Origin of the sequence: Microbacterium sp. SY138 (assembly GCF_039729145.1) — a bacterium.
Lineage (GTDB): Bacteria > Actinomycetota > Actinomycetes > Actinomycetales > Microbacteriaceae > Microbacterium > Microbacterium maritypicum_A.
Genome location: NZ_CP155793.1, coordinates 2,648,141 through 2,674,890, shown reverse-complemented (window position 1 = coordinate 2,674,890; position 26,750 = coordinate 2,648,141). Strand labels below are relative to the sequence as shown.

Annotated in this window: 20 protein-coding genes; 7 read left to right on the top strand and 13 right to left on the bottom strand. The window is 70.3% G+C overall.

Translation table 11 applies throughout. The annotated features are described in order from the left end of the window. Positions 1 to 35: 35 nt before the first annotated feature. The 4 genes from ABDC25_RS12650 to ABDC25_RS12635 all read left to right on the top strand — a co-directional run bounded on the left by ABDC25_RS12650 (position 36) and on the right by ABDC25_RS12635 (position 5,366). On the top strand, positions 36 to 1,205 hold the full coding sequence (locus ABDC25_RS12650; RefSeq protein ID WP_297556312.1) for a family 1 glycosylhydrolase: 1,170 nt from the start codon (positions 36 to 38) through the stop codon (positions 1,203 to 1,205). A 75-nt stretch (positions 1,206 to 1,280) separates the two neighbouring features. After that, positions 1,281 to 2,825, top strand: a complete 1,545-nt coding sequence (locus tag ABDC25_RS12645) for a molybdopterin-dependent oxidoreductase (protein ID WP_347125999.1) — start codon at positions 1,281 to 1,283, stop codon at positions 2,823 to 2,825. 39 nt (positions 2,826 to 2,864) lie between these two features. After that, positions 2,865 to 4,457 (top strand): methionine--tRNA ligase, encoded by a 1,593-nt coding sequence (metG, locus tag ABDC25_RS12640; RefSeq protein WP_029267065.1) that lies wholly within the window; start codon positions 2,865 to 2,867, stop codon positions 4,455 to 4,457. A gap of 30 nt (positions 4,458 to 4,487) precedes the next feature. Continuing rightward, on the top strand, positions 4,488 to 5,366 hold the full coding sequence (locus ABDC25_RS12635) for a TatD family hydrolase (RefSeq protein WP_297556318.1): 879 nt from the start codon (positions 4,488 to 4,490) through the stop codon (positions 5,364 to 5,366). On the opposite strand, the gene ABDC25_RS12630 is transcribed toward ABDC25_RS12635, so the two are convergent. Further along, entirely contained in the window at positions 5,345 to 6,649 is a 1,305-nt protein-coding gene (locus ABDC25_RS12630; protein ID WP_315071296.1) for an MFS transporter, read from the bottom strand. The genes ABDC25_RS12635 and ABDC25_RS12630 overlap by 22 nt on opposite strands. 54 nt (positions 6,650 to 6,703) lie before the next feature. Here ABDC25_RS12630 and rsmA point away from each other — a divergent pair, with 54 nt between their 5' ends. The 3 genes from rsmA to ABDC25_RS12615 are packed head-to-tail and all read left to right on the top strand — an operon-like array spanning position 6,704 to position 9,614. Next, on the top strand, positions 6,704 to 7,597 hold the full coding sequence (gene rsmA, locus ABDC25_RS12625) for a 16S rRNA (adenine(1518)-N(6)/adenine(1519)-N(6))-dimethyltransferase RsmA (protein WP_021199900.1): 894 nt from the start codon (positions 6,704 to 6,706) through the stop codon (positions 7,595 to 7,597). Positions 7,598 to 7,606: 9 nt separating this feature from the next. Beyond that, a complete protein-coding gene (gene mgrA, locus ABDC25_RS12620; RefSeq protein ID WP_021199899.1) occupies positions 7,607 to 8,674 on the top strand; it encodes an L-glyceraldehyde 3-phosphate reductase in 1,068 nt (355 codons plus the stop codon). Positions 8,675 to 8,681: 7 nt separating this feature from the next. After that, the gene (locus ABDC25_RS12615; RefSeq protein ID WP_021199898.1) at positions 8,682 to 9,614 is read left to right on the top strand and encodes a 4-(cytidine 5'-diphospho)-2-C-methyl-D-erythritol kinase; all 933 of its coding nucleotides are present in this window, start codon (positions 8,682 to 8,684) and stop codon (positions 9,612 to 9,614) included. A 12-nt stretch (positions 9,615 to 9,626) separates the two neighbouring features. On the opposite strand, the gene ABDC25_RS12610 is transcribed toward ABDC25_RS12615, so the two are convergent. From ABDC25_RS12610 to ABDC25_RS12555, 12 genes are all read right to left on the bottom strand, one after another. Continuing rightward, positions 9,627 to 10,088 (bottom strand): Lrp/AsnC family transcriptional regulator, encoded by a 462-nt coding sequence (locus ABDC25_RS12610; protein WP_029267058.1) that lies wholly within the window; start codon positions 10,086 to 10,088, stop codon positions 9,627 to 9,629. Between the two features lie 317 nt (positions 10,089 to 10,405). Then, on the bottom strand, positions 10,406 to 12,076 hold the full coding sequence (locus tag ABDC25_RS12605; protein ID WP_029259618.1) for a helix-turn-helix domain-containing protein: 1,671 nt from the start codon (positions 12,074 to 12,076) through the stop codon (positions 10,406 to 10,408). Positions 12,077 to 12,200: 124 nt separating this feature from the next. After that, on the bottom strand, positions 12,201 to 13,307 hold the full coding sequence (gene menC, locus ABDC25_RS12600) for an o-succinylbenzoate synthase (RefSeq protein ID WP_021199895.1): 1,107 nt from the start codon (positions 13,305 to 13,307) through the stop codon (positions 12,201 to 12,203). Next, positions 13,304 to 14,215 carry a GNAT family N-acetyltransferase gene (locus ABDC25_RS12595; protein WP_205810386.1) on the bottom strand — a complete coding sequence of 304 codons (912 nt, stop codon included), beginning with the start codon at positions 14,213 to 14,215 and terminating at the stop codon, positions 13,304 to 13,306. Before ABDC25_RS12595 ends, menC begins: the two co-directional genes overlap by 4 nt. After that, entirely contained in the window at positions 14,212 to 15,363 is a 1,152-nt protein-coding gene (locus tag ABDC25_RS12590) for a M20 family metallopeptidase (RefSeq protein ID WP_347123109.1), read from the bottom strand. The genes ABDC25_RS12595 and ABDC25_RS12590 overlap by 4 nt, the downstream gene beginning before the upstream one ends. After that, the gene (locus ABDC25_RS12585) at positions 15,363 to 18,695 is read right to left on the bottom strand and encodes a serine hydrolase (RefSeq protein WP_347123108.1); all 3,333 of its coding nucleotides are present in this window, start codon (positions 18,693 to 18,695) and stop codon (positions 15,363 to 15,365) included. The genes ABDC25_RS12590 and ABDC25_RS12585 overlap by 1 nt, the downstream gene beginning before the upstream one ends. 18 nt (positions 18,696 to 18,713) lie before the next feature. Then, positions 18,714 to 19,757, bottom strand: coding sequence for an ABC transporter ATP-binding protein (locus tag ABDC25_RS12580; RefSeq protein ID WP_021199891.1), 1,044 nt, complete (start codon positions 19,755 to 19,757; stop codon positions 18,714 to 18,716). Beyond that, on the bottom strand, positions 19,754 to 21,712 hold the full coding sequence (locus tag ABDC25_RS12575) for a dipeptide/oligopeptide/nickel ABC transporter permease/ATP-binding protein (protein ID WP_347123105.1): 1,959 nt from the start codon (positions 21,710 to 21,712) through the stop codon (positions 19,754 to 19,756). Before ABDC25_RS12575 ends, ABDC25_RS12580 begins: the two co-directional genes overlap by 4 nt. Beyond that, complete coding sequence (locus ABDC25_RS12570; RefSeq protein WP_347123104.1) at positions 21,712 to 22,710, bottom strand: ABC transporter permease; 999 nt, start codon at positions 22,708 to 22,710, stop codon at positions 21,712 to 21,714. Before ABDC25_RS12570 ends, ABDC25_RS12575 begins: the two co-directional genes overlap by 1 nt. Positions 22,711 to 22,731: 21 nt before the next feature. Continuing rightward, entirely contained in the window at positions 22,732 to 24,327 is a 1,596-nt protein-coding gene (locus ABDC25_RS12565) for an ABC transporter substrate-binding protein (RefSeq protein ID WP_347123102.1), read from the bottom strand. A 78-nt stretch (positions 24,328 to 24,405) separates the two neighbouring features. After that, positions 24,406 to 25,323, bottom strand: a complete 918-nt coding sequence (locus ABDC25_RS12560) for a serine hydrolase (protein ID WP_021199887.1) — start codon at positions 25,321 to 25,323, stop codon at positions 24,406 to 24,408. Beyond that, on the bottom strand, positions 25,320 to 26,708 hold the full coding sequence (locus ABDC25_RS12555; protein WP_347123101.1) for a serine hydrolase domain-containing protein: 1,389 nt from the start codon (positions 26,706 to 26,708) through the stop codon (positions 25,320 to 25,322). Before ABDC25_RS12555 ends, ABDC25_RS12560 begins: the two co-directional genes overlap by 4 nt. Positions 26,709 to 26,750: the final 42 nt, after the last annotated feature.

Sequence of the window (26,750 nt, the reverse complement as noted above, 5' to 3'; positions counted from 1 at the left end):
GTCACGACTTCAACACAAGAGAGAGGAGAGCACTCGTGCTCGCATTCCCCGACGGCTTCCTGTGGGGTGCCGCGACAGCGGCCCACCAGGTGGAGGGCAACAACACCACGAGCAACTGGTGGGCGATGGAACACGCGCCCGGCTCGCCCATGGTGGAGCCCTCCGGTGACGCCGCCGACCACTTCCACCGCTACCCGGAGGACATGCGGCTGCTCGCCGCCGCCGGGCTGAACTCCTACCGGTTCTCGGTGGAGTGGGCGCGGATCGAGCCCGAGCGCGGCTTCGTCTCCCGGGCGATGCTCGACCACTACCGTCGCATGATCGACACCGCCCGCGAGAACGGGCTCGACCCCACGGTCACGCTCATGCACTTCACGGTGCCGCAGTGGTTCCAGAAGGACGGCTTCTGGCGTGCCGACGACGCGGTGGATCTGTTCGCCCGCTACGTCGAGACCGTGCTGCCGATCCTCGACGGCATCGACTACGTGTGCACGATCAACGAGCCGAACATCGCGGCGATGCTGGCCGGGGGAGAGGACGCGGCGAACCTCGTCGCCTACGGCCTCCCGAACCCCGATCTCGCCGTCGCCGACACGCTGCTCGAGGCGCACCACCGCGCATCGGAGATCCTGCATTCGGTGCCCGGTGTCAAGGCCGGATGGACCATCGCCACGCAGGCGTTCCACTCCACGGGAGAGCCTGGCGCCGACGACATGCTCGCCGCGTACGGCGACCCCCGCGACCACTGGTACCTCGACCAGTCGGCCGGCGACGACTTCGTCGGCGTGCAGGCCTACACCCGCACCTTCATCGGTCCCGAGGGCCCGCGCCCGGTGGCGGACGATGTGGAGACCACGCTGACCGGCTGGGAGTTCTTCCCCGAGGCGCTCGAGATGGGAGTGCGCAGCGCCTGGGAGCGCAGCGGGGGAGTGCCCGTGCTCGTGACCGAGAACGGCATCGCGACCGCTGACGACACGCGGCGCATCGCCTACACGCAGGGTGCGCTCGAAGGACTGCACCGCGCCATCTCCGACGGCATCGACGTGCGCGCCTACCAGCACTGGAGCGCCCTCGACAACTACGAATGGGCCAGCGGCTTCCGGCCCACGTTCGGCCTGATCGGCTTCGACCACGAGACGTTCGAGCGCTCGCCGAAGCCGTCGCTCGCCTGGCTCGGAGAGGTCGCGCGCCGCAACGGCCTCTGAGAGGCGCCGCCGACCCCGCCGCGGATGCGCCCCCGGCATCCGCGGCGGGGTTACCCTCGGGTCATGACGAACGCGATGCACGCGACGCGGGGGGAAGAGACGCGGCGGGACACCCTCCGGGCAGCCGCCGCCGGCCTGAGCGCGTCGTTCCTCGCCGTCGGCCTGGCGGAGCTCGTCGCCGCGGTGGTGGAGCCGAGCGCGAGCCCGTTCGCCGTGATCGGGAGCGGGCTCATCGATCTCGCACCGAGCTGGGCGAAGGACACCGCCATCGCGCTGTTCGGCACCGGGGACAAGGCGGCCCTGATCACGGGGATCGCCATCGTGCTCGTCGTCGTCGCCGCCGTCGCCGGGATCCTGGAGCGCAGACGATCCGGTCTCGGGGCGGTGATCCTGGGAGCCCTCGGCGTTCTCGCCGTCGTCGCGGCGATGATCCGACCCGGCGCGGGACCCTTCGCCTGGCTCCCCGGTCTCATCGCCGGGCTCGTGGCGGTGATCACTCTGCGTCTCCTCGTGGCGCGACTGCGACCGGTCGCGGGCCTGCAGCCCGACGGCGAGGACCGGAGACGGTTCCTGCTGTGGACGTCCGGGGTCGCCGCGGCCGGCGCCGTGGCTCTCATCGTCGGGAACGTCGCGCGCGGCGCGAGCCGTTCGATCGAAGCCGTCCGCGATGCCCTGCGGCTGCCGAGCGCGGCACGCGCAGCGGCCGCGGTTCCTGCCGGCGCGGAGCTGGGGATCCGCGGTCTGGCTTCCGTCGTGACACCGAACGCGGAGTTCTACCGGATCGACACCGCGCTCATCGTGCCGCAGGTCGACCCGACCGACTGGTCGTTGCGCATCCACGGGATGGTCGACCGCGAGATCGAGATCACCTGGGACGAGCTGCTGGCCATGCCGATGCAGGAGTCCGACGTGACGCTCGCCTGCGTGTCGAACGAGGTCGGGGGATCACTGATCGGCAACGCCCGCTGGCTGGGTCTTCCGGTGCGGGAGCTGCTCGCGCGCGCGGGTGTGGATCGCGACGCCGACATGGTGCTCTCGACCTCGGCCGACGGCTTCACGGCATCGACCCCGATCGAGGCGCTCACGGATGACCGCGACGCTCTGCTCGCGATCGGCATGAACGGAGAGCCGCTGCCGATCGAGCACGGATTCCCGGTGCGGATGGTGGTGCCGGGTCTCTACGGCTATGTGTCGGCCACGAAGTGGGTCACACAGCTGGAGGTGACGCGGTTCGACCGTGCCACGGCCTACTGGACGACGCGAGGGTGGTCGGATCGCGGGCCCATCAAGCTGCAGTCCCGCATCGACGTCCCGCGCCGTGGGCAGTCGGTCCCGGCGGGGGCCGCGGTGATCGCCGGGATGGCCTGGCAGCAGCACGTCGGCATCGCCGGGGTGGAGGTGCGCATCGACGACGGCCCGTGGCGCGCCGCCGAGCTCGCGACCGCGATCTCCGCCGACACCTGGGTGCAGTGGAGTCTCGACTGGACCGCCGAGAGCGGTGCGCACACCATCGAATGCCGGGCGCTGAGCGCCGACGGCGAGACGCAGACCTCGGATCCGGCTGCTCCGGCACCCGACGGCGCTCAGGGATGGCACCGCATCGACGTCTCCGTCGGCTGAGCGCGTAACCACCCGCGGCATCGCACCTAGAATTGCTCCATGCCCGCAGGCGAATCCTTCTACATCACCACGCCCATCTACTACCCGTCCGACGTGCCTCACATCGGTCACGGGTACACGACGGTGGCCGTCGACACGCTCGCACGGTGGCACCGCCAGGCGGGGGATGACACCTGGATGCTCACGGGCACCGACGAGCACGGTCAGAAGATGCTGCGCGCGGCGGCGGCGAACAACGTCACCCCGCAGGAATGGGTCGACAAGCTCGTCAGCGAGAGCTGGTTCCCGCTGCTGACGACGCTCGACGTCGCCAACGACGACTTCATCCGCACGACGCAGGAGCGGCACGAGACGAACGTGCAGACGTTCTTCCAACGCCTGTACGACCGCGGGTACATCTACGCGGGCGAGTACGAGGCGCTCTACTGTGTGGGCTGCGAGGAGTTCAAGCCCGAGTCGGAGATCGTTGACGGCACCGGTCCTTTCGAGGGACTCAAGGTCTGCGCGATCCACTCCAAGCCTCTCGAACTGCTGCAGGAGAAGAACTACTTCTTCAAGCTCAGCGAGTTCCAGGACCGCCTGCTCGAGCTCTACAAGACCCAGCCCGATTTCGTGCGCCCCGACTCCGCGCGCAACGAGGTCGTCTCCTTCGTGAGCCAGGGTCTGAAGGACCTGTCGATCTCGCGTTCGACCTTCGACTGGGGCATCCCGCTGCCCTGGGACGAATCGCATGTCATCTACGTGTGGGTCGACGCCCTGCTGAACTACGCCACGGCCGTGGGCTACGGCTCCGATGAGGAGACTTTCGCACGCCGCTGGCCCGCCTACCACGTGGTCGGCAAGGACATCCTGCGCTTCCACGCCGTGATCTGGCCCGCGCTGCTGATGGCGGCCGGCCTCGACGTGCCCAAGGGCGTGTTCGCGCACGGCTGGCTGCTCGTCGGCGGCGAGAAGATGTCGAAGTCGAAGCTCACCGGCATCGCGCCGACCGAGATCACCGACGTCTTCGGTTCCGACGCGTACCGCTTCTACTTCCTCTCGGCGATCGCCTTCGGTCAGGACGGCTCCTTCTCGTGGGAGGACCTGTCCGCCCGCTACCAGGCCGAGCTCGCGAACGGCTTCGGCAACCTCGCCTCGCGCACCACCGCGATGATCGAGAAGTACTTCGAGGGCGTCGTGCCGCCCGCGGCCGAGTACACCGAGAAGGACCTCGCGATCCAGAAGATCGTGGCGGATGCGGCGACGAATGCGGATGCGTCCATCGCGCAGTTCCGCATCGATGAGGCGATCTCGGCGATCTGGACGATCGTCGATGCGCTCAACGGCTACATCACCGCGAACGAGCCGTGGGCACTGGCCAAGCAGGCGAACAGCGGAGACGAGGGCCAGCGCGCACGCCTCGGCACCGTGCTGTACACCTGCGCCGAGGGGCTGCGCGCGCTCGCGGTGCTGCTGTCGCCGGTGATGCCGGAATCGACCGAGAAGCTCTGGGTCGCCCTCGGCGCCGCCGAGACCCTGGGTCGCCTGCAGGACCAGCCGATCCGCGAGGCGGGCGCCTGGGGCGTGCTGCGCCCCGGTACCAGTGTCAACGGCCTCTCGCCGCTGTTCCCGCGGGTGGAGTCAGCGGGCTGAGCCGCGGCCCGGAACACAGAGCGCGAAGAGATGGCCGAGACCTACGTGCGTGAGCGTTCGGGGGACGGACGCAAGGATCTGAAGTATCCGTCCGCCCCCGAACCGCTGACGGTTCCGGTGTACGACAACCATGCGCACCTGGAGATCGTCGACGGTGATCAGCCGCTGTCGCTGACCGAGCAGCTCGACCGGGCGGCGGCCGTGGGCATCGCCGGGGTCGTGCAGGCTTCGGGCGACATCGAGTCGTCGCGGTGGGCGGTCGAGGCCGCGGCATCCGACCCTCGTGTGCTGGCCGCCGTCGCGATCCACCCGAACGATGCGCCGACGTACGCAGAGGAGGGACATCTGGATGAGGCGATCGCGGTGATCGACGAGCTCGCCGCGCACCCGCGCACCCGGGCGATCGGCGAGACGGGGCTGGACTTCTTCCGCACGGAGCCCGAACGGCGGGCGCCGCAGTTCGAGTCGTTCGAGGCGCACATCGCGCTCGCGAAGAAGCACGGCATCGCGATGCAGATCCACGACCGCGACGCACACGACGCGGTGCTGGAGACGCTCGCCCGCCTCGGTGCCCCGGAGCGCACGGTGTTCCACTGCTTCTCGGGCGACGACGCGATGGCGCGCATCTGCGCCGACGCCGGGTACCACCTGTCGTTCGCCGGCAACGTCACGTTCAAGAACGCCCAGAATCTGCGCGATGCGTTGAAGGTCACCCCGCTCGATCGCCTCCTGGTCGAGACGGATGCGCCGTTCCTCACCCCGGTGCCGCTGCGCGGACGCCCGAACGCGCCCTACCTGGTGCCGATCACGGTGCGCTTCATGGCCGCAGAGCTCGGCCTCGACGTGGATGAGCTGTGCGCCCAGCTCGCCGAGAACACCCTGCGGGTCTACGGTTCCTTCGACTCCTGAGGCTCGTTCGCCGACGGACTCGCGGGTTCCGCGTCGTCGGGACCGGTGTCGGCGATGGGCTTCGCCGACACGATCTGCGAGATGGGCTTCCACACCAGCAGCAGGGTGAGGGCTGCGCCGACGAAGGCGAACCACCACGGGGCGGTGAGCCCCCACACCTGGGCGATCACGCCGCCGAGCGCCTGACCGACGACCATGCCGCCGAAGACGCCGACCATGTTCACGGATGCCACCCGGCCCTGGAGCTCGGCGGGGACGAGCCGCTGTCGCACGGTCGTGGAGATCGTGCCCCACACGAACGCGTAGGCGCCGAAGAAGAACATGATGACCAGCGCCACCCAGCCGGTGGTGGTGAGTGCGAAAGACAGGTGCATGAGCACCTCGAGCGAGAGCACGACGCGCATCAGCGTCGCGAACGACACGTGCCGTTCCAACCAGCCGAAGCTGAGGGTCGCGAGGATCCCCCCGGCCGCCGATGCCGTCGTGAGTGCACCGTAGCCGACCGCGCCCATGTGCAGGTGCTCGGTGGCGTACAGCACGAGGACGCCCCAGGGGGCCGCCCAGGTGATGTTGAAGACCAGGATGATGAGCACCAGCATCCGCACCGGCGGGTTGCGCCACAGCCACCGCAGGCCTTCGGCTATGTCGGTGTGCACGGGCGGGTGGGTGTCGGTCTCCCGGGGCGGGACGGGCGTCTTCGCCATGCGCGAGATGAGCACCACGGCGAAGCTCACGCACACGACCTCGAGCAGGAAGGGCCACGCCGTGCCGGCCGCGAACAGGAATGCTCCCAGCGGGGGACCGGCGAACTGGTTCGCGACCAGGTATCCGGCCTGCAGGCGCGCGTTGCCGACGCCGAGGTCTGCGGGTTTCACGAGCATGGGCAGCAGCGTGCTTCCCGCCGTGTCGACGAAGACCTCGGCGGTGCCGTAGAGGAACGCGACCGCGAGCACGATCCAGATGTTCGCGACCCCGGTGAGGAGGAACACGCAGAGAGCTGCGAGCACGAGGGCTCTGGCGGCGTTGGCGAACATGACCAGGCGACGACGGTCGAAGCGGTCGGCGATCGCGCCGGCGTGCAGGCCGAAGAGCAGCCAGGGGAGGAACTGCAGGATCGCGCCGGCCGCCACCAGGATCGGCGACGAGGTCATCGACGCGATGAGCAGCGGAGCGGCCGCGAGCGCGACGCCGTCGCCGACGTTGCTCGTCCACGACGACGCGAGCAGCCAGCGGAAGTCTCGGCCCATGCGGCGGGGCGCGACGAGTTCACCGAGAGAAGGCACCAGAGAAGACTACTGACGGCGGGGGACATCGAAGGAGTGGGGGAGAATGGGGGGATGACCGTCACCCTGCTCGGCGCCACCGAGATCCGCCGCCTCGCCGCCGAGCTCGACGTCACCCCGACGAAGAAGCTCGGCCAGAACTTCGTCACCGATGCGAACACCGTCCGCAAGATCGTGCAGGCGGCCCGCGTGCAGCCGCACGAGCGTGTGGTCGAGGTCGGACCGGGGCTCGGCTCCCTGACGCTCGCGATCCTCGAGACCGGCGCCTCCGTCACAGCCGTCGAGATCGATCACCGACTGGCCGCCCGCCTCGCGCAGACCGCGGCCGAGCACGGCGTCGAGGCCGATCGGCTCACGGTCGTCGATGCGGATGCGCTGCGCATCACCGCGCTGCCGGGGGAGCCCACCGTGCTGGTGGCCAACCTGCCCTACAACGTCTCGGTGCCGGTGCTGCTGCACTTCCTCGAGAACTTCGCCTACCTCCAGCGCGGCGTCGTGATGGTCCAGGCCGAGGTCGCCGAGCGCCTGGCCGCGAAGCCCGGCTCGAAGATCTACGGCTCGCCCAGCGTCAAGGCCGCCTGGTACGGGGAGTGGAAGCTGTCCGGAAACGTCTCCCGCCAGGTGTTCTGGCCGGTGCCGAACGTCGACAGCCTGCTCGTCGGCTTCGACCGCTCCGAGGGCGAGCGCGGCACCGAGGAGGAGCGTCGCCGCACGTTCCAGATCGTGGACGCGGCGTTCAACCAGCGCCGCAAGATGCTCCGCCAGGCCCTCTCCGGGATCTTCGGCAGCTCGGCCGCGGCGTCGGAGGTGCTGATCGCCGCCGGTGTCGCCCCGACTGCACGCGGAGAAGACCTCACGGTCGAGGACTACCAGCGCATCGCGCAGCACGCCCCGGCGGCGGACGCCGCTGCGGAGATCGTCACCGACGACGTCGCTCCCACCCAGTAATCTGGCACCGTGACCGACTCCCCCCGCTTCCGCCCCGATGTCCCCGAGCTGCACCGTCCGTATGCGGCGGACGAGAACCGCTACCAGCAGTTCGCCTACCGCCAGGTCGGCACGTCCGGCCTCTACCTGCCCCCGATCTCGCTCGGGCTGTGGTGGAACTTCGGCGACAACATCCCGCTCGACAACCAGCGCGCACTGCTGCGCCACGCGTTCGACCGCGGCATCACGCACTTCGATCTGGCGAACAACTACGGCCCGCCCTACGGCTCGGCCGAGAAGAACTTCGGGCGCATCTTCGCCGAAGACCTCCGCCCGTACCGCGACGAGCTGATCATCTCGTCGAAGGCCGGGTGGGACATGTGGCCCGGCCCCTACGGCGACTTCGCGAGCCGCAAGTACATCCTCGCCAGTGCAGAGCAGTCCTTGACCCGCATGGGTCTCGACTACGTCGACATCTTCTACTCGCACCGCGTCGACCCGGTCACCCCGATCGCCGAGACGGTCGGCGCGCTCGACACCCTGGTGCGGCAGGGCAAGGCCCTGTACGTCGGGATCTCGTCCTACAGCGCCGAGCGCACGGCCGAGGCCGTCGCGGTCGCGAAGGACCTCGGCACGCCGCTGGTCATCCATCAGCCCGCATACTCGATCCTCAACCGCTGGGTCGAGGACGGCCTGACCGACACCCTCGAGCAGTCGGGCCTGGGGGCGATCGCCTTCACGCCGCTGGCGCAGGGGCTGCTCACCGACAAGTACCTCGGCGACGGTACGGCCGAGCGCGCGCAGAAGCGCGGCTCGCTGCCGGAGGGGCGGCTCACCGACGACGCGGTGCAGACGCTGCGTTCACTCAACGAGGTCGCGCAGGGACGCGGCCAGTCGCTCGCGCAGCTCGCCCTGCAGTGGACGCTGCGCACCCCCGTCGTGGCCTCCGCACTGATCGGCGCTTCCCGTCCCGAACAGCTGGACGAGAACATCGCGGCGGTGAACGGACCCGCCTTCACGACGGAGGAGCTCGCCCGCATCGACGAGCTCGCCGGCGCCATCGACGTCAACCTGTGGGCGAAGTCCTCGGAGCTGTGACCCGATCATGAGCCATGCCGCGTTCACCGATTCCGTGCACGTGCGCGCCCCGGGGAAGATCAACGTCTTCCTCGGGGTCGGCGGGCGGCATGACGACGGCTACCACGCGCTGGCGACGGTGTTCCAGGCGGTCTCCCTCTACGAAGACGTGATCGCGCGCCCGGCCGACGACTTCTCGGTCACGGTCTCGGGTGTGGAAGACATCGGCTCGGTTCCTCTCGACGACCGCAACCTCGCGATGCGTGCGGCCAAGCTGCTCGCCGCGGCCGTGGATCATCGCGGCGGAGTCGCCCTGGAGATCCGCAAGAGTGTGCCCGTCGCGGGGGGCATGGGGGGAGGGTCTGCGGATGCTGCGGCCGCCCTGGTCGCCTGCGATGCGCTGTGGGGCACCGGGCTGTCGCAGACGCGCCTGCACGACCTCGCCGCGCGTCTCGGCGCGGATGTGCCCTTCGCGCTGCACGGCGGCACGGCGGTCGGCACCGGTCGCGGCGATCAGCTCAACCCGGCACTCGCGCGCGGACGCTTCGACTGGATCCTGGTGCCCAGCGAGCAGGGGCTCTCGACGCCCGTGGTCTACGAGCGCCTCGACCTGCTGCGCGAGGAGGAGGGGGCTCTCGCCGACGATCCGCCGCTGTCGCTCGACGTGCCGATCCCGGTGCTGCAGGCGCTCCGGTCGGGCGACCCGGTGAGGCTCGCCGAGACGCTGTTCAACGATCTGCAGGCTGCGGCCCTCTACGAGCGACCCGACCTCGCCGACACGATCCGTCAGGGGGTCGCTGCCGGCGCGTTGCAGGGCATCGTCTCCGGTTCCGGACCCACCGTGGCCCTGCTGTGCCCCGATCCCGAGACCGCACAGGACGTGCAGTCCTCGCTGCGGGAGGGAGGGCTCGACCCCCTGCATGTGCACGGTCCCGTTCCGGGCGCGCGCATCATCGGCTGACGGGCGAGACGCTCACTCCGCCTGCAGCAGTGCGCTCACCCGGTAGGGGATGACCTCGCGCAGGAACAGGCTCGTCGAGGTGCGGAGGATGCCGGGGCACAGCCGCACCACCTCGGCGACGCGGTAGAGGTCGTCCGGGTCCCGGGCGACGACGCGCAGCAGCAGGTCGGTGTCACCGGCCGGCGCGAAGCACTCCAGCACCTCGGGAACACGGCTGAGCGCCTCGATCGCGGCGGTGATCTTGTGCTGGTCGAGCTCGACGAGGATCGAGGCGGCGACGCCGCGGCCCAGTGCCTGCGGGAGGATGCGCGAGCTGTGCGCACGCAGATAGCCACCCGACTCGAGACGGTCGAGACGTGCGTGCACGGTGCCGCGTGCGAGGCCGAGGTCCTGGGCGATCAGGGCCACCGGGCGCCGTGGGTCGGTGTCGAGCACCGTGAGGATCCGTCGGTCGGTCTCGTCGAGGTTGGCCATTTCGATCACCGTCACGTTCTTCGGGTCGCGTGGATTGATCGGATCGATCAATCGAAACTCACTCTATGGTCTGAATGCCCTATACGTGTTGAAATGAGTGTCAGATACGCAGGATGTCGGCCACGAGCGGGCATCACGCGCACTCGACGGAGAGGCCACGAGCCGCCCCTGCCGGGTGTCGACGGCGACGGGCCACGAGCCTCTGCCGGCCCCGTCCCCGGGAGGGGCGGGGCAGGCGCTGTCCCTGAGGTGGCGCTGTCCGCTGATGCGGCCCTGTCCCTGAGGTGGCGCTGTCCCCTGATGGTGCGAGGGGTGCGTCAGTCGCGGGGAACGAGCAGACGCAGCTGCACCATGGCCGAGAACCGGGCTTCCGGATCGGTCAGATCGAGTCCGCTGATCTCCGACAGTCGGCGCAGCCGATACCGGAAGGTGTTCGGGTGCGTGTAGACCCGGGCCGCGGCCACCGCGACATCGCCGAAGGCATCGAGCCAGGCCCGCAGCGTCTCGACCAGGTGCGTGCCCTTCTCCCGATCCTGGGCGAGGAGCTGGGCGACGGGGCCGGTGGGCTGGTCACCCCGTGCACGCACGAGGTCGCCGAGCTCGACCAGCAGTGCCTCCATCTGCACAGCGGTGAAGCGTGCCACCGGTTCATGCGACGGGGCCTGTCGGACCACGCGGAGGGCGCGGTCGGCGTTCGCGCGGGATGAGGGGATGCCGGTGGTCTCGTCCGCCACCGTGCCGACGCCGATGCGGATCTCGCTGGTCGCTCCGAGCCGACCGAGGAAGTCGGTGGCCACACGCGCAGCGCGGTTGTCCGCGTCGCTGCGCTCGGCTCCGGATTCGGCATCGCCCTGCTCCGGGCGGGTGCCGACCACGGCGTACACGACATCGCCGATCACGGCGACGGCGGAACGGAGGTAGACCGCGCCCAGGTGCACGGCGAAGGCGTCGGCGATGTGCTGTCTCTCCGCGACACCCCGGGCGCCGGCCGATGGTTCGTCGTCGGCCTCTTCCGCCGCGGACAGCGCGAGGACCACGCATCGGTGGTCGTTCAGCCGCAGCCGCGCCGTGGCATCCGCCGCACCCGGACCCCCTTCGAGGATGGTGGCGAGCAGGTCGGCGCGCAGCCGGCGCTCGACATCGGCACCGGCCCGCAGGCGCAGCATATGCAGGGCCACCAAGCCGGCGGAGTCCTTCAGCGCACGCACACGGTCGGGGGAGAGCGGCTCCTGCACCGCGGCCCAGATCGATCCGAGGATCTCGTCGCCCGCGCGCACGGCCAGGGCCACGCGGGGGAAGGACGGAAGGCCCTCGGTGTTGAGCACCGGACCGACGTCGATCGGATCCTCGCTGCGATACAGCTCCTGGAAGACCCCGCGCTCTTCGAGCTGGCGTGCGAACCGCTCGGGGACCTGTCGTCCGAGAACCGTCTCGATGCGTGCCGGATCGGCTTCGTGCTGGCGCCCCGAGAACGCGACGACCCGGGAGTTGCGGTCCTCGATCGTGACCGGTGCGTTCAACAGGGTGGCGATCGCGTTGGCGAGGGCGAAGAGATCGCCGGAAGGCATCCCGCCGAGCGTGGTGGCTCCCTGATCGCCGACGTCGCCCTCGGCGATGAGCGAGCGCAGCATCGCGGCCAACTGTGCCCACGACGCCCCGCGGGTGAGGGCGAGGACAGGGATGCCGGTGGCCTCGGACGCATCGCGCACCGGCTGCTCGGCGCGCACCGGGGCGCGTAGCACGAGGGCGGAGGCGTGCTGGGCGGCGAGGGTCTGCAGCAGTGCGGCGATCTCCTCGGGGTCGCTCAGCCCGACGCCGAGGACGAGGGCACCGCGCATCGGCATGGCGTCGTCGAGGACGTCGTGGATGACGACCGTCTCGATCTCGGCGTCGTCGTCGGCCGCACCGCTCACGACCTCGAGCAGGGTGTTGCCGAGGTCTTCGATGACCCGGCCGAGGCTGGCGCGGGGCCTGGTCGTCACGGACATGAGCACAGGGCCCAGGGTAGGGGGAGACCGCCGGTCGCGGAGCTGTGGGGCACGACGAAATCGTATCGACTCTTGGTCGATCTCGACAGGATCGTCGTGCCCCGCTCGGGCGGTCATCCTGTGCTCAGACGGCGATCCACTCGGTGCGGACCGTCACGGCGTCCAGCGCAGCCTGGTCCGGGGTGACACCGATCCCCGGGCCCGTCGGAACCGTGAGCGTGCCGTCTTCGACGACGAACGGCTCGGTGATGTCGCGGGAGTAGTAGCGGCCCGAACCCGAGGTGTCGCCGGGGAGCGTGAAGCCCGGCAGCGCCGCGAGAGCGACGTTCGCCGCACGGCCGATCCCGGTCTCGAGCATCCCGCCGCACCACACCGGGATGTCGTTGGCCACGCACACGTCGTGGATGCGACGCGCTTCGAGGTATCCGCCGACGCGGCCGGGCTTGATGTTCACGATCGAGCACGCGCCGAGGGCGATCGCATCCGCCGCCGCGCGGGCCGACACGATCGACTCGTCGAGGCACACCGGAGTCGTGATGGCCCGGGCGAGCTGCGCGTGGCCGAGCAGATCCTCCTCGTCGAGGGGCTGTTCGATCAGGAGCAGGTCGAACGGGTCGAGCTTGGCAAGATGCCGGGCGTCGCCGCGGTGGTACGCGGTGTTCGCGTCGACCTGCAGCAGCACGTCGTCGCCGAAGCGCTCCCGCACCGCGCGCACGGGGTCGATGTCCCATCCCGGTTCGATCTTCAGCTTGATGCGCACGTACCCCTCGTCGAGGTATCCGCCGACGGCGTCGAGCAACTCGGGAATGGAGTCCATGATGCCGACCGAGACACCGCAGTCGACCCGGTCGCGCACGGCACCGAGCTCGCGGGAGAGCGGCACTCCGGCCGCGCGCAGCTGCGCATCGAGGATCGCCAGCTCGACCGCGGCCTTCGACATGCGGTGCCCCTTGAACTTCGCCAGCGCCGGCGCGACGCCACCCGCGTCCAGATCCTTCACCTGCGCGAGCGCCGGTAGCAGGAATCGCGTGATCACATCCACGCTCGCCTCCACGTACTCGGAGGAGTACAACGGGTCGTTCATCGCGACCCCCTCGCCCCAGCCCTCCGCCTCGTCGGTGACCGCGCGGACCAGCAGCGCCTCGCGCACGGTCTGCACCCCGAACGACGTCCGGAACGGCGATACCAGGGGCATCTCGATCACGCGCAGCTCGAATCCGGTGAGCTTCATCCCTGTTCTCCTCTGTCGATGGTGTAGGCGCCGGAGCGGTCGAACGCGAGCACGCGACCTCCACCCTCCAGCGATGATCCGAGCGTCTCCCGCAGCGCCAGACGCCACGCGGTCGCGCGGGCGGGTTCGGTCAGACGCAGGGTCTCGATGTCGCGCGGCAACGCCACGCGCACCAGGCGCGCGTCGGTGCGATGACGGAGCGGCCCGAGATCCTCGCCCACGCTGAGCAGGGGCTCGACGTGCGCGGATCCGTCGGCGGATCCGTCGGTCAATCCCTCGTCGGGTCGGTCGGCGGAGACGGCGGGATCGCCGTGGCAGGCGGCCACGACCCGGGGGTCGCGCACATACCAGGTCACCAGCATCCGATCGGTGTCGTCCGCGCCGTTGAGGGCGTCGGCCATGTGTCCGTAGAAGTTGCGGTGATACGACGTCGGGCTCGCCGCGAGCTTCACGAGGTTGAAATGCGCGTTCCGGCTGATGAGCGGATCGAACGTCCAGGAGATCTCGTCCAGCCCCTCGTCGAGCGCCCATGCCCGCTGATGCACCTTGAGGGCGAAGCCGACGCTGCGGCCCCGCATGCGCGAGGAGACACCGGCGATGTGGCTGTGCAGGGCGCGCTGGCCGGGGGCGGCGAAGAACCCGAAGCACGCTCCCACCAGCTCGTCGTGCTCGAAGGCGCCGCCCACGTAGCTGCCGGCCTTCGACAGCGCCCGCAGGGTCTCGACGTTGACGGGAGAGGCCTCGCCCTGCTTCGTCCAGATGCTCTGGAACAGCTCGGCGACCCGGGCGAAGTCGTCCACCTCCGAAAGCAGGCGGATATCCACTCCCGCTCTCCTGGCTGCGGCGCTCGCGGCATCGGCCGCCTCCTCCGGCGAAGCGCGGAACGCGGCGGCATCCGTCATGCTCATGCCCTTCCTCCGGCCCGTGCATCCCGATCGAGCGGTGTCTCCCGCGCGGCCAGGACGGTGGCGATCAGCTCCTGCAGCAGCAGGGTGCGTTCGGGGATCATCGCGATCACCACGTGCTCGTCATCGGCGTGCGCGCCACCGCCGACGGCACCGAGGCCGTCGAGCGTCGGCACGCCGAGCGCTGCGGTGAAGTTGCCGTCGGAGGCCCCGCCGACCGCGACGCCCTGGAACGGAGTGAGTCCGGTGCGCGCGGCGATCGCGACCGCCTGCGCGAACAGGTGCGCCGACGACTCCGGCTCCAACGGACGTCGGTTCGCACCGCCCTCGATACGGACGGACGCACCCGGAATCGTCGGAGGGAGGCCGCGGAGCGACGCATCCACCCTGTCCTGCTCCGCCACTGTGCGCACCCGTACGTCGACCGCGAACTCCGCCGCGGCCGGCACCGTGTTCGTGGTGCTGCCGGCGCGCACGAGCGTAGGGGTCACACTGGTCCCCGCCGCGCGGTCGCCCAGGTCGGCGATCGCGAGCAGCAGATGCGCGGCCTCGACGGCGGCGTTCACCCCGCGCTCCGGTTCCAGCCCGGCGTGAGCCGCCCGGCCGGTGACGTGCACCCGGTAGAGCGAGACGCCCTTGCGCGCGATCTTCACGGCGCCGCCCTCGGCCGCGGCCTCCAGCACGAGGGCCGCGGCACAGCCGAGCGCCTCCTGCTCGATCAGTGCGCGTGAGCTCGGCGAACCGAGTTCCTCGTCACCCGTGATCAGGATGCTGACGCCGGTGCGGTCGGGCAGCGCCGCCACGGCATGCAATGCCATCGCCACGCCGGTCTTCATGTCGAAGCATCCCGGCCCCCGCAGCACGCCGTCGTCGAGGCGGAACGGAAGTCTCCGCAGCGAGCCGAGCGGCCAGACCGTGTCGTGATGACCGAGGACCAGCACCACCGGTTCGCCGAACCGCCATCGCAGATGCGTGCGCCCTTCGATCACGATGCGCTCGGGGGCCACGCCCAGCAGCCGCTCGCCGAGGGATGCGACGACATCGGCGCTGCGGGAGACGGCGTCGAGGTCGTCGGAGGGGGACTCGCAGGAGACGAGGGTCTCGATGTCGGCCAGGACCCGGTCGAGGTCCACGTCCGCCTGCACGCTCATCACGACACCTTCGGCGCCGCGCGGACGCCGTGGTGCAGGTAGCGCTCGCCGGTGGGCAGGGAGTAGAAGACCACGGCATGCCACCCCTGCTCGCCCTCCGGCCGCATCACGAACTCGCCGTGACGCACCGGGACCAGCGGGTGCTCCTGCACCGGGTCGGGGAGCAGCGCGGCGAGGGGGCCGTTGAGCGTGGTGCGCATGCGGAGACCTTCGTCACCGCGGAAGATCTCGGTGCGGACCCCGGAGCGGTCGTAGATGCCCTCGAACTCGGAGAAGTCGTCGGCGAACGGCTCCTCCGGAGGGGTGAGGCCCGCCGGCACGTGCACATCCGCGAGCTCGGAGAAGATCTCGTCGAACAGCTCGGCATACAGGTCATGCGTGTTGCCGCCGTTGGTGAGCATCGTCACCGCGAGCTGCTCGTCCGGCAGGATGCGCAGGAACGCGGCTTGGCCGATGGTGTTCCCGTCGTGACCGTAGAGTCGGCGCCCGTCCCAGTCGAACAGGATCCACCCCACGCCCCAGGCGTCTCCGAGCGAGTACGGATCGGGCATGTCGACCTCCCGCTGCTGCATCCGTCGCACGCTCTCCTCCGACAGCACCCGCGTGCCGTCGGCGGCGAGTCCCCCCGTGAGGTGCATGCGGGCGAAGGCGAGCACGTCGGCGGTCGTGGAGTTCACCAGTCCCGCCGGACCCATCGCGCGCGGGAGCATCCAGGCGGGGGCGAGCACGGGACCGTCGTCGCCGGTCTCGGTGTGGCCGCTGGCCGCCCGGAACATGATGGCCTCCTCCGGGAGCGTGGAGGAATGGGAGAGGCCGAGCGGCGAGATGAGCAGGTCGCGCATGGCCTGGTCCCAGCTGGTGCCGGTGATCTTCTCGATCACGCGGCCCGCGAGCACGAACCCCGAATTGCAGTACGACATGGTCGCCCCCAGCGGGTGGTTCTGGGCGACCCCGTCCAGGAGCGAGACGTACTTCTCGAGCGTGTCGTCACCCCGCCCGGTGTCGGTGAAGACGTCGCCGTCGATCCCGCTGGTGTGGCTGAGCAGGTGGCGCATCGTGACACGACCGGTGATCTCGGGATCCGAGGAGGAGAACTCTGGCAGGTAGTCGACGATCGGGGCATCGAGGTCGAGCCTGCCCTCGTCGACGAGCCGCATCACGACGGAGGCGGTCCACACCTTCGTCATCGAGCCGATCTGGAAGACGGAGTCGTCGGTGGTCTCGATGCCGGTGCGCACATTGAGTATGCCGTGATGCGCATATACCGGCTCTTCGCCGACGCGGAGGATGCCGAGGGTCGCCCCAGGAACCTTGTGCGCTACGGCCAGGGCGCTCAGCCGCTGCTGCCAGTGCCGGGCGTCGAGCCGTGCGCGCACGGGCTTCCCCGCGGCAGGGGCGTACTGCTCGACCCAGTCGATCACGCGCTGTGAGAAGTCCGCCCGGTGCGAGGGTGCGCCGGAGAGGACGAACAGGTGAGAACCGCCGGGGTAGAGCACGAGACGCGTGGGGACACCGCGTTCGCGCAGGGCGGTGAACCACTGCTCCGCCTGACCGACGGGGCAGCGGTCGTCGGCCGCTCCGTGCAGGATGAGGGTGGGCGTGGTGACCCGATCGACCTGCGTGAACGGGGACTGCGCCGAGATGCGCTCCTCGTCGCGCCAGGGCAGTCCGCCGTTCTCCTTCGACGACAGGTAGTGGCCGAAGTCGGACGTGCCTCCCATCGAGAACAGGTCGGTGACCACACCTCCGGCGACGGCAGCGGCGAAGCGGTCGTCGCGCGAGGTGAGGAAGCAGGTCATGAAGCCGCCGTAGCTGTAGCCGGTGACGGCGAGGCGAGCCGGATCCGCGATGCCCTCGGCCACGAGCTGGTCGATCGGCTCGAGGAAGTCGTTCGCGTCGCTGACGCCCCACCCTCCGGAGACTGCGGAGAAGAAGGCGTCGCCGTAGCCGTCGCTGCCGCGCGGATTGAGGGTGAGGACGGCCCAGCCGCGTCGTGCGAGCACCTGGTGATACGGGTGGATGACGTCGGCCGCGCCGTTCCACGCGTTGTGCGGGCCGCCGTGGATGTCGAGCAGCAGCGGGAGAGGCCCTGCGGCGTCGGGGTCTCGACGCAGCCATCCGGTGACGACCGTGCCGTCCGAGATCGTGAAGCGGCGCTCCTCGGCGCGGACGAGGTCGAAGTCGGGGGTGCCGTATCCGGTGAGCACGCTCGTCGTCCCGTCGGCGAGGTCCAGGAGTGCGACGTCGCCGAACGACTCCGGTGTGGCGAGCACGATCGCCGCGGATGCTCCGGCGACCGACAGCCCGGACACGTTCGCGGTGCCGCCGACGAGCGTCACAGCGCCCGACCCGTCGGGGGCCACGCGGTACACGTGCGAGTAGCCGTTGTCACGCAGGCAGAACACGATGTCCCCGCCGTCGGTGAACCGCGGCATCCCACCGGGGTAGCCGGGGCCACCCGGCATCACGTTGCGGTCGAGGCTTCCCGTGATGTTCTGCGGCTCTCCGCCGTCGACCGGGAACAGCAGCAGATCCGCGTTGCCGACCTCGGTGTCGAGACGTCCGGCCGCCAGCACGTGGCGACCGTCCGGAGTCCAGCCGACCGCTGTGGCCTGCACGTCGGCGGCACTGATCTGCACGGCCTCGCTGTTCGGGTCGGTGGAGGAGCGCACGAACACGGGGATCCGCATCGTCAGGTCCGCATCGTCCTCGACACTCGACGAGTAGGCGATCCGCGTGCCGTCGGGCGACCAGAACGGCTCGGAGGCGTGGGAGGATCCGCGGGTGAGGACCGTGACGGCGCCCGAGTCGACGTCGAGCACGTGCACCTGCTGCACGAGGGTGCCGAGGTTCCCCGCGCCGTCCGCCTTGTAGCCGAGACGGTCGGTGGCCGTCGGTGCCGAACGCCGGGCGAGGATGGTCTCCGCGCCCTCGCCGGGGAGCGCGGCGCCGTCGACCGGCGCCGTGAAGGCGATGCGCTGTCCGTCGGGGCTCCAGGCGGGGGCGCCGGCGCCGAGGGGGAGAGTCGTGAGGTTGCGCGCCTCGCCACCGGCAGCCGGGAGGAGCCAGATCTGCGCGGGGCCGTCCTGCGCGCGCAGGAACGCCAGCTGCGAGCCGTCCGGGCTCCATACCGGCGTCGAGTCCGCCGTCGCGTAGGTCAGCGCGGAGGGGGTTCCGCCCGCGGCCGGAACCTGCCACAGCGCCCGTGCGTCGCGGTCGCCGTCGCGGTCGGTGGTCCGCAGCACGAAGGCGATGCGGGTGCCGTCCGGAGACAGCGCGGGCTGCTCGGGCGTGCGGACGGAGAGCAGGTCGTCGACGGTGACGCGGTTCATGAGAGCTCCAATCGATGGTCAGTCCACTGTGTCCGCTGAGAGCGGGGACCGTGTTGTGGTCGCGGCCGAAACCAGGGGGATGCTTTGGGAGGTGGGCACAGTCCCGAGCGCGGCGTCGGCAGGCGTCCCCGCGAAATGACAGGCAGCGCCCGCCGTGCCCGCGGGCAGCGGAGGCTCCGCGATGACGCAGATCTGACGGTCGGGTCGTGCGGCCGGGCCGATCGGACACCGCGGGTGGAAGCGGCATCCGCTGGGCGGCGCGTGCGGATCGGCCGGCTCGACATCGATCGGTGCGAGCGGATCGACCGCGAGCAGGTTCCCGTGCCGGGTGGGCGCCGCCTGCAGCAGATCCCGCGTGTACGGGTGCTGCGGGTCGGCGAGCACCTGCTCGGTGGGCCCGAACTCGACGATGCGCCCGAGGTACATCACCGCGATGTGGTCGCTCAGGTAGCGCACGACAGACAGATTGTGCGAGATGAACAGCATCGTGAGGTCGAGCTCGCCACGCAGCTCCCGCACGAGGTTGAGCACGGAGCCCTGCACCGACACGTCGAGTGCTGAGGTGATCTCGTCGGCGATCACGACCTCGGGCCGGGCGGCGAGCGCCCTGGCCAGGGCGATGCGCTGACGCTGTCCGCCCGAGAGCGCGGCCGGGAGCGACTGCGCGCGGTCGGCGTCGAGGCTCACGAGGTCGAGCAGACGGGCGACCTCGGTGCGCCGGGCGTTCGCACCGCGGATGTCACGCGGCAGCGCCTCGGCGATCGACTCGCCGATCGTCATGCGCGGATCGAGTGAGGAGAACGGATCCTGGAACACCATCTGGATCGGGCGACGACGACGGAAGGTCCGCACGTCCACGCCGTCGAGCGTGATGGTCCCCTCGCTGATCGGGGCCAGCCCGATCGCCGCGCGGGCCAGGGTCGACTTTCCGGATCCCGACTCGCCGACGAGTCCGACGACGGATCCGGATGGGACCACGAGCGAGACGTCGTCGACGGCGGTGAGGCCGGAACGATGCGTGCCGTAGCGCACGCTGACCTGATCGAAACGCAGCTCGCTCATCGCAGGACCGTCTCTTCCTCTTCTGCGGTCGTCTCGTCGGCGACCGTGGCGATCGCCACCGGGACCGGGGCCTCGCCCTCCACCGGGTGCCAGCACGCGACGCGGTGTCCATCGGCATCCGCCACCAGCTCGGGATCGCTCTCGCGGCAGAGATCGGTCGCGAGAGGACAGCGGGCGGCGAACGCGCAGCCGACCGGGAACGCCCCGGGAGCCGGGGGACGGCCGGGGATCATCTTGAGCGGCTCGCTGCGGTCGGCGTCGAGCTCGGGAACGACCTCGAGCAGGGCTCGCGTGTACGGGTGCCGGGCGTCTGTGTGCAGCGTGGCCGCAGGCAGGTCCTCGACGATGCGGCCCGCGTACATGACCAGCACGCGGTCGCAGGTCTGGGCGACCACGGCGATGTCGTGGCTGATCAGCAGGATGGCCGCATCGGTGTCGCGGCGCACGCCCGCCAACAGCTGGAGCACCTGCCGCTGCACGGTCACGTCGAGCGCCGTCGTCGGCTCATCCGCGATGATCAGACGCGGGTGGTTCATGAGTCCCATGGCGATCATGGCGCGCTGTCGCATGCCGCCGGAGAACTCGTGGGGGTACTGGTGGGCGCGTCGGGTGGCCGCGGGCACCCGGACCGACTGCAGGCGTTCGATCGCCCGATCCATGGCCTGCTTCCGGGTGATGTCCTGGTGCTCGGAGGCGGCCTCGGCGAGCTGCGATCCGATGCGCCTGGTCGGATTGAACGAGGTCATCGGGTCCTGGAACACCATCGAGAGCGAGGTGCCGAGCAGGCTCCGCACCGCGCGGTCCGATGTGGTCATCAACGGCGTGCCGCAGAAGTCGAGGCGGGCGGCGGCGACATGACCCGGGCGTTCGATGAGGCGGGCGGCCGCGAGCGCGGTGAGGCTCTTGCCCGAGCCGGATTCGCCGACGACACCGATCGCCTCACCGCGCGAGATCGTGAACGAGACGCCGCGCACCGGGGTGACCCAGCCGGCCGGCGTCGGGAAGGAGACGCGCAGGTCGTCGACGAGGAGCACCACTTCTTCACCGTCGACCTGCGCGGGCTGGGCGGCGCCGGGTGTGCTCGCGCCGGGGAGCGCGACGGCGGGGAGACGGTGCCGGCGCCTGGCGGATCGTCCGCCGAGGGCTGCGGCCGCGGTCTCGCCGAGGAGGTTGAACGCGAGTCCCGCGATGACGACCGCCACGGCGGGGCCGAGGGCGGCCGCCGGGTTCAAGTAGATGCGGTTCAGACCCTCGCCGAGCAGTCGGCCCCAGTCGTACTCGGGCACCTGCACGCCGAGGCCGAGGAACGACAGCCCGGCGAAGGCGAGCAGCGCCGAGCCGGCCGCCACTGTCGCGTTCACGATGAGCGGTTCGCCGATGTTCGGCAGGACGTGGCGGATCAGGATGCGGAAGCGCGAGACGCCGGCGACCTGGGCGGCGGAGATGAAGTCGCGGCCCGCGATCGCGGCCGACAGGGTCTGCGTGAGTCGGGCGAACTGCGGAGCCATCGCGAATCCGATCGCAAGCACGGCGCCCGTGGAGCCGACGCCGAAGATGACCGCGAAGAACAGGGCGAGCAGGAGCCCGGGAAAGGCGACCGCGATGTTGACGAACCCGACGATCGGGCGTCCGAGCCACCGGGGGAGCACCGACGGCGCCGTGCCGAGGAGGGTGCCCGCGACCACCCCGATGATCACGGCGATCACCGCGAGCACCACGGAGAGCCGGGTCGCGACCAGGACACGGGCGAGCACGTCGCGTCCGAGGGTGTCGGTGCCCAGCAGATGCTCGGCGCTGGGGCCCTGGGTGATGGCGGCCGGATTCACCTGCTCGGCCTGCGCACCCCAGATGATCGGGGCGAAGATCGCGCCGAGGGTGACGAGGAGCATCAGGCTGAGAGCCGTGATCCCGAGGGGTGAACGGACGATGCCCGACCAGGCGGTGCGTGCCGACATCATGCCTCCCTGATGGTGGAGCGAGGATCGAGGAGCGCGAGGATCACGTCGATCACGAGGTTCACGACGAGCACCCCGACCCCGTAGACGAGCACGATGCCCTGCACGACGGAGTAATCCTTGCTGAGGATCGACTGCACGATCATGGTGCCAAGGCCCGGCCAGGCGAAGACGTTCTCCACCAGCACGGTGCCGGCGACCATGCCGGTCAGGAGCAGGCCGGTGAGGGTGAGGGTCGCGGTCATGGAGTTCGGCAGCGCGTGGCGCGAGTAGATGCGGTGCGGGGCCAGACGTTTCGCCCGTGCGGTGCGGATGAAGTCTTGACCGAGCACCGAGAGCACCTCGACCCGGATGATGCGGGAGAACACGGCGATCGGTCCGACCGCGAGCGCCACCACGGGCAGCACGAGCGAGAACGGCGCGGTGTTGCCCGCCACCGGGAACCAGCCCAGCGACACCGCGAAGACGTAGACGAGACCGACGGCGAGCAGGAACTCGGGAATCGCGGCCAGGATGACCGATCCGGTCGCGAAGGCGAGTTCGAGGCCACGTCGCCGCCCGCCGCGGGTGGCGACGGCCATCGTCACCCCGAGGGGGACCGAGACCAGGAGCACGAGCACGACAGCGAGCACGGCGAGCTGCAGCGTGGCGGGGAGTCGGGTGGCGATGATCTCGGAGACCGGCTGACTGGTGATCATCGAGGAGCCCATGTCGCCCGTGAACAGGCCCCCGATGTAGCGGAAGTACTGCACGATGAGCGGCTGGTCGAGGCCGAGCGCCGCGCGTCGGGCCTCGACCAGCTCGGCCGGGGCGTTCAGCCCGAGGGCAGCGCGCACCGGGTCGCCCGGCACGAGGTGGATCATGAGGAAGGCAGCCGTGACCAGCACCCACACCGAGAGCACGAACTGCCCTCCGCGCCGGACCAGGAAGGACACCCACGGGTTGTCCGACCGTGCGGATCTGATCAGTATCGCCTGCGTGGCGGTGGTGCTGGCCATCGGCTGTCTCCGGTCTTCGGTCTACTCGTACATGCGGATCGACGTGGGGTCGATGCCGTCGCCCTCGGTGAACGTCGATTTGGTCGCGAAGGTCGAGCGGTTGATGTTCGCGTACGGCACGACGCTGGTCGTCGCGTACAGGGCCTGTTCCGCGGCGCCCCAGTCGTCGCATCCTTCGCTGCCGGCCTTGGCGGATGCCGCGGTGACGGCGTCGGTGTACTCCGGGTTGTCGATGGAGGCGAAGTTGGTGCCGTTGGGCGGTGTCGGACCGGAGTAGAACGGCACGAGCATGCTGGGCAGCGAGACCGTGAGCGGTGCGGCCGAGATGTCCCAGTCGCCGGTGGAGAACAGGGTCTCGCTCAGCGTCGGGGAGTCCACGGCGGCGACGGTGATGTCGACTCCGAGATCCTTCCACGCGGCCTGGGCGAGCTCCGCCGACGCGTTGCCGGCGTCGCCGAGCTGCGAGGAGTAGATCATGCGCAGCGTCAGCGTCTCGCCGTCCTTGGTGCGCACCCCGTCGCTGCCGGCCTTCCAGCCGGCGCTGTCGAGGGCGGCGGCGGCGGCCTTCGCATCGAACTCCGGCATGAAGCCCGTGAGCACGTCGGCGCGGCAGGGATTCGGCGACACGGTCACGAGACCCGTCGGAACGGTGCCGGCGCCGCTGCCGAGCACCTGGCGCATCTGGTCGAGGTCGAGGGCTTCGATCAGCGCTTCGCGCACGGCCTGATCAGCCGTGGGGCGTCCCTCCGCCTGATTGAAGATGAACTGCCCCGCCGGGGTCGGGATCTCGGTGTGGAACAGGCCCGCGTCCTTCAGGCGCTGGTTGTCGGGGCCGATCACGAGAGCGGCGTTGACCTCACCGGAGAGCAGCAAGTTGGTGGCGGTCGTCTCGTTCGGGACCACCCGGAACACCACCGCGTCGGGGAGACCCTTCTGCTTCGGGTCCCAGTCGTCGGGTCCCCAGGTGAAGTCGTCGCGGCGGGTCAGCGTGTACTGGCTGTTCGGCACGACCTCGGTCATGGTGAACATCCCGGTCGCGCCGGCGCCCTTCGCGAGCGCATCCGGGTCGTCGATCACCGAGCCGCAGACGATGGAGATGCTCCCGATGTTCTCGATCAGGAACGAGTCCGGTCGTCCGCTGGTGACCGTCACGGTGCCGGTGGCGTCGTCACCCACGGCACTGGTGCCCGGCTGCACCTGCAGCCCGACCAGAGGAGAGCCGTTGGCGGGGTCGCCGATGTGGGTGATGTTCGCCGCCACATCGGTCGCCGTCAGCGGGGTGCCGTCTTCACAGGTGATGCCGTCGCGCAGCGTGAAGGTCGCCGTGATCGTGTCCGCCTCCCAGGAGTCGGCGAGGCCTGAGGCGATGCTGCCGTCCTCCAGCACTTCCACGAGCCGTGCGTAGAGGAAACGGTCGATGGATCGCGCCACCGACATCACGGTGACGAACGGATCGAGACTGCCCGGATCGGTGGAGATCACCGAGGTGAAGGTCTTGCCGTCGGCGAGCACGCCGTCGGCGCCGTCGCCTCCGCTCGGTGGGGCGCCCGCGGCGCAGGATGTCAGGGCGAGCGCCGCAGCGCCGAGCAGCGCGATCAGCGGGGTACGAGAACGCATCAGAAGCCTCCAGCAGTGTTCGGGATGGTGCAGGTGGGTCGTGCAGGGGGAGTGCGGTGGTGCAGGGGGGAGTGCGGATCAGACGGTCTGTGTGCGCAGGGCCTCGACGGCGGCGAAGGCGGCACGGCCGATCGAGGCGTCGACGAGCGGCTGCCGGTCGGCGAGCGAGGCGGCCCGGGTGAACACGGCCACCGCGTACCGACGGCCGTCGGGATAGGTCACGACGCCGGCCTCGTTGCGCCAGGTGGGCAGCGTGCCGGTCTTCGCGGCGATGCGCACCTCGCCGGGGAATCCGGCGGTCAGCCGATGCGGCCAGATCTGCAGCGCCATGATGTCGCGCGCCTGACGGCAGGCCTCGGCCGGGGCTGCGGTGTCGGTCCACAGGGCGTTCAGCAGTGTGGTGACATCCCGCGGCGTGGAGTGCGAGGTCCGCAGCGGCTGCACGGCGTCGAGCGCGAGGATCTGCTCTGCGGTCGCGCCGGTGAACAGCTCGTCCAGGTGGCTGTCCGGGGTACCGCCGAGGTCGGCGATCACCGAGGCGAACAGGTCCTCGCAGCATCCGATGAGTCGGGTGTCCGCCAACCCCAGGTCGGCGATGACCCGGTCCACCGCCTCGGTTCCGAGGCGGTGGTAGATCACGTCGGTCGCCGCGTTGTCGCTCATCGACATCATGTTCAGCGCCAGGTCGCGCCAACTGGCCTCGACGTCGTCCGCGAAGCCGGCGGTGCCCACGCCGCCGATCCGGTAGCGCGCCGTCACGGTCGTGCGGGCCGTCGGGTCGAGCTCGCCCGCGGCGACCGCCCGCACGTAGGCGGTGAGCACCAGGATCTTGAAGACCGAGGCGAGCACCACCGGTTCGTCGGCGCCGACGGTCACCTCGGGACCGTCGGCCACGCCGATCTCCCGCGCGTGCAGGAAGCCCGTGGCTCCCGCGCCGGCGAAGATCTCGGCGATCTGCGCGGACGTCTCGGATGCCGGGGTCGTCGTGATGGTCACGCGTCCACCCGGCGATCGGCGCGTCCGGTGTGCAGGTACAGCGCGCGGCCGCTGCCGTCGTCGCCGACGAACGCATGCGGCATGTGCATGCCGTTCTGCGGTTCGCGCGGGAGCAGGGTGTCGCCGGCCCAGCCGACGAGCTCCACCGGTTCGGGAGCCGGACCCAGCTCGGCGAAGATGCCCTTCATGGTGCGCTCCAGCCAGATGCGACCCTGGTCGTCGACACGCACCGTCGAGTCGGAGACCGACGACGAGTAGGTGCCCAGCACCCGTTCGAGGTCGATCGGCACCGGTGACTCCGGAACCGAGGGGAGCGTGGGTACGGTGACCCCGGCGAGAGGCGCCAGCACCTTCGATGTGATCGCGTGATAGGCGTCGACCGTGCGCCCGCCGTTCGTGAGCACGGCCACCGCGACCCCCGCGCCAGGGACCATCCGCAGGAACGCGTTCTGTCCGATCGTGCCGCCGTCGTGCCCGATCACGGGTCCGCCGTCCCAGTCGAAGATCTCCCAGCCGAGGCCCCAGGCATCGCCCATCAGGCCGAGCTCCGGCAGATCGACCTGCCGCTCCTGCATCGCTCGCACGCTCTGCTCCGAGAGCACCCGCGTGCCGTCGGCGGAGACCCCGCCGTCGAGGTGCATGCGGGCGTAGGTCACGAGGTCGCGTGCCGTCATGGCGAGCATCGATCCGGCCGGGGCGTTCGAGCGCACCAGGCTCCACACCGGCGCGGGGACCGGCTCATCGCCGCTCTCGGCGGGGATGAGCCCGAGCGCTGCACGGAACATGATCGCCTCGGCGGCCGTCGTGGCCACGTGCGTGAGGCCCAGCGGGGCGGCGAGGTGCGTGCGCAGTGCCTGGTCGTACGACGTGCCGCGCAGCACCTCGACGATGCGGCCGAGCACCACGAATGCGGCGTTGTTGTACGAGAAGCGCTCGCCGGGGGCGAAGAGCTGCGGAGCGTCGGCGATCGTCGCGAGATACTTCTCGACCGCGTCATCGCCGACACCCGTGTCGTTGAAGAGGTCGCCCTCGAACCCGCTCACGTGGCTCAGCAGCTGGCGGGGGGTGATCGCGCTCGCCGCCGCGTCATCGCCGATCGCGAACGCGGGCACGGTGTCGCGCACCGGGGCATCGAGGTCGAGCAGACCCTCGTCGACGAGCTGCATGATGAGCGTCGCGGTCCACGTCTTCGTGATCGAGCCGATCTGGAAGACCGAGTCCTCGTCGGCTTCGACGCCGGTGTTGCGGTTGAGGATCCCGGAAGCGGTGGTGAAGATCTCGCCACCGGCCAGGATCGCGACGGATGCCGCGGGGATGTGCGCGTCGGCCAGCATCGTGGGAAGGTTCTCCCGCACCCAGCTGCCGATTTCGTTCAGGTCGGACACGTGCGCTCCTCTTCGTCGAGTGGGGCCGTCGTCTTCGGGCGA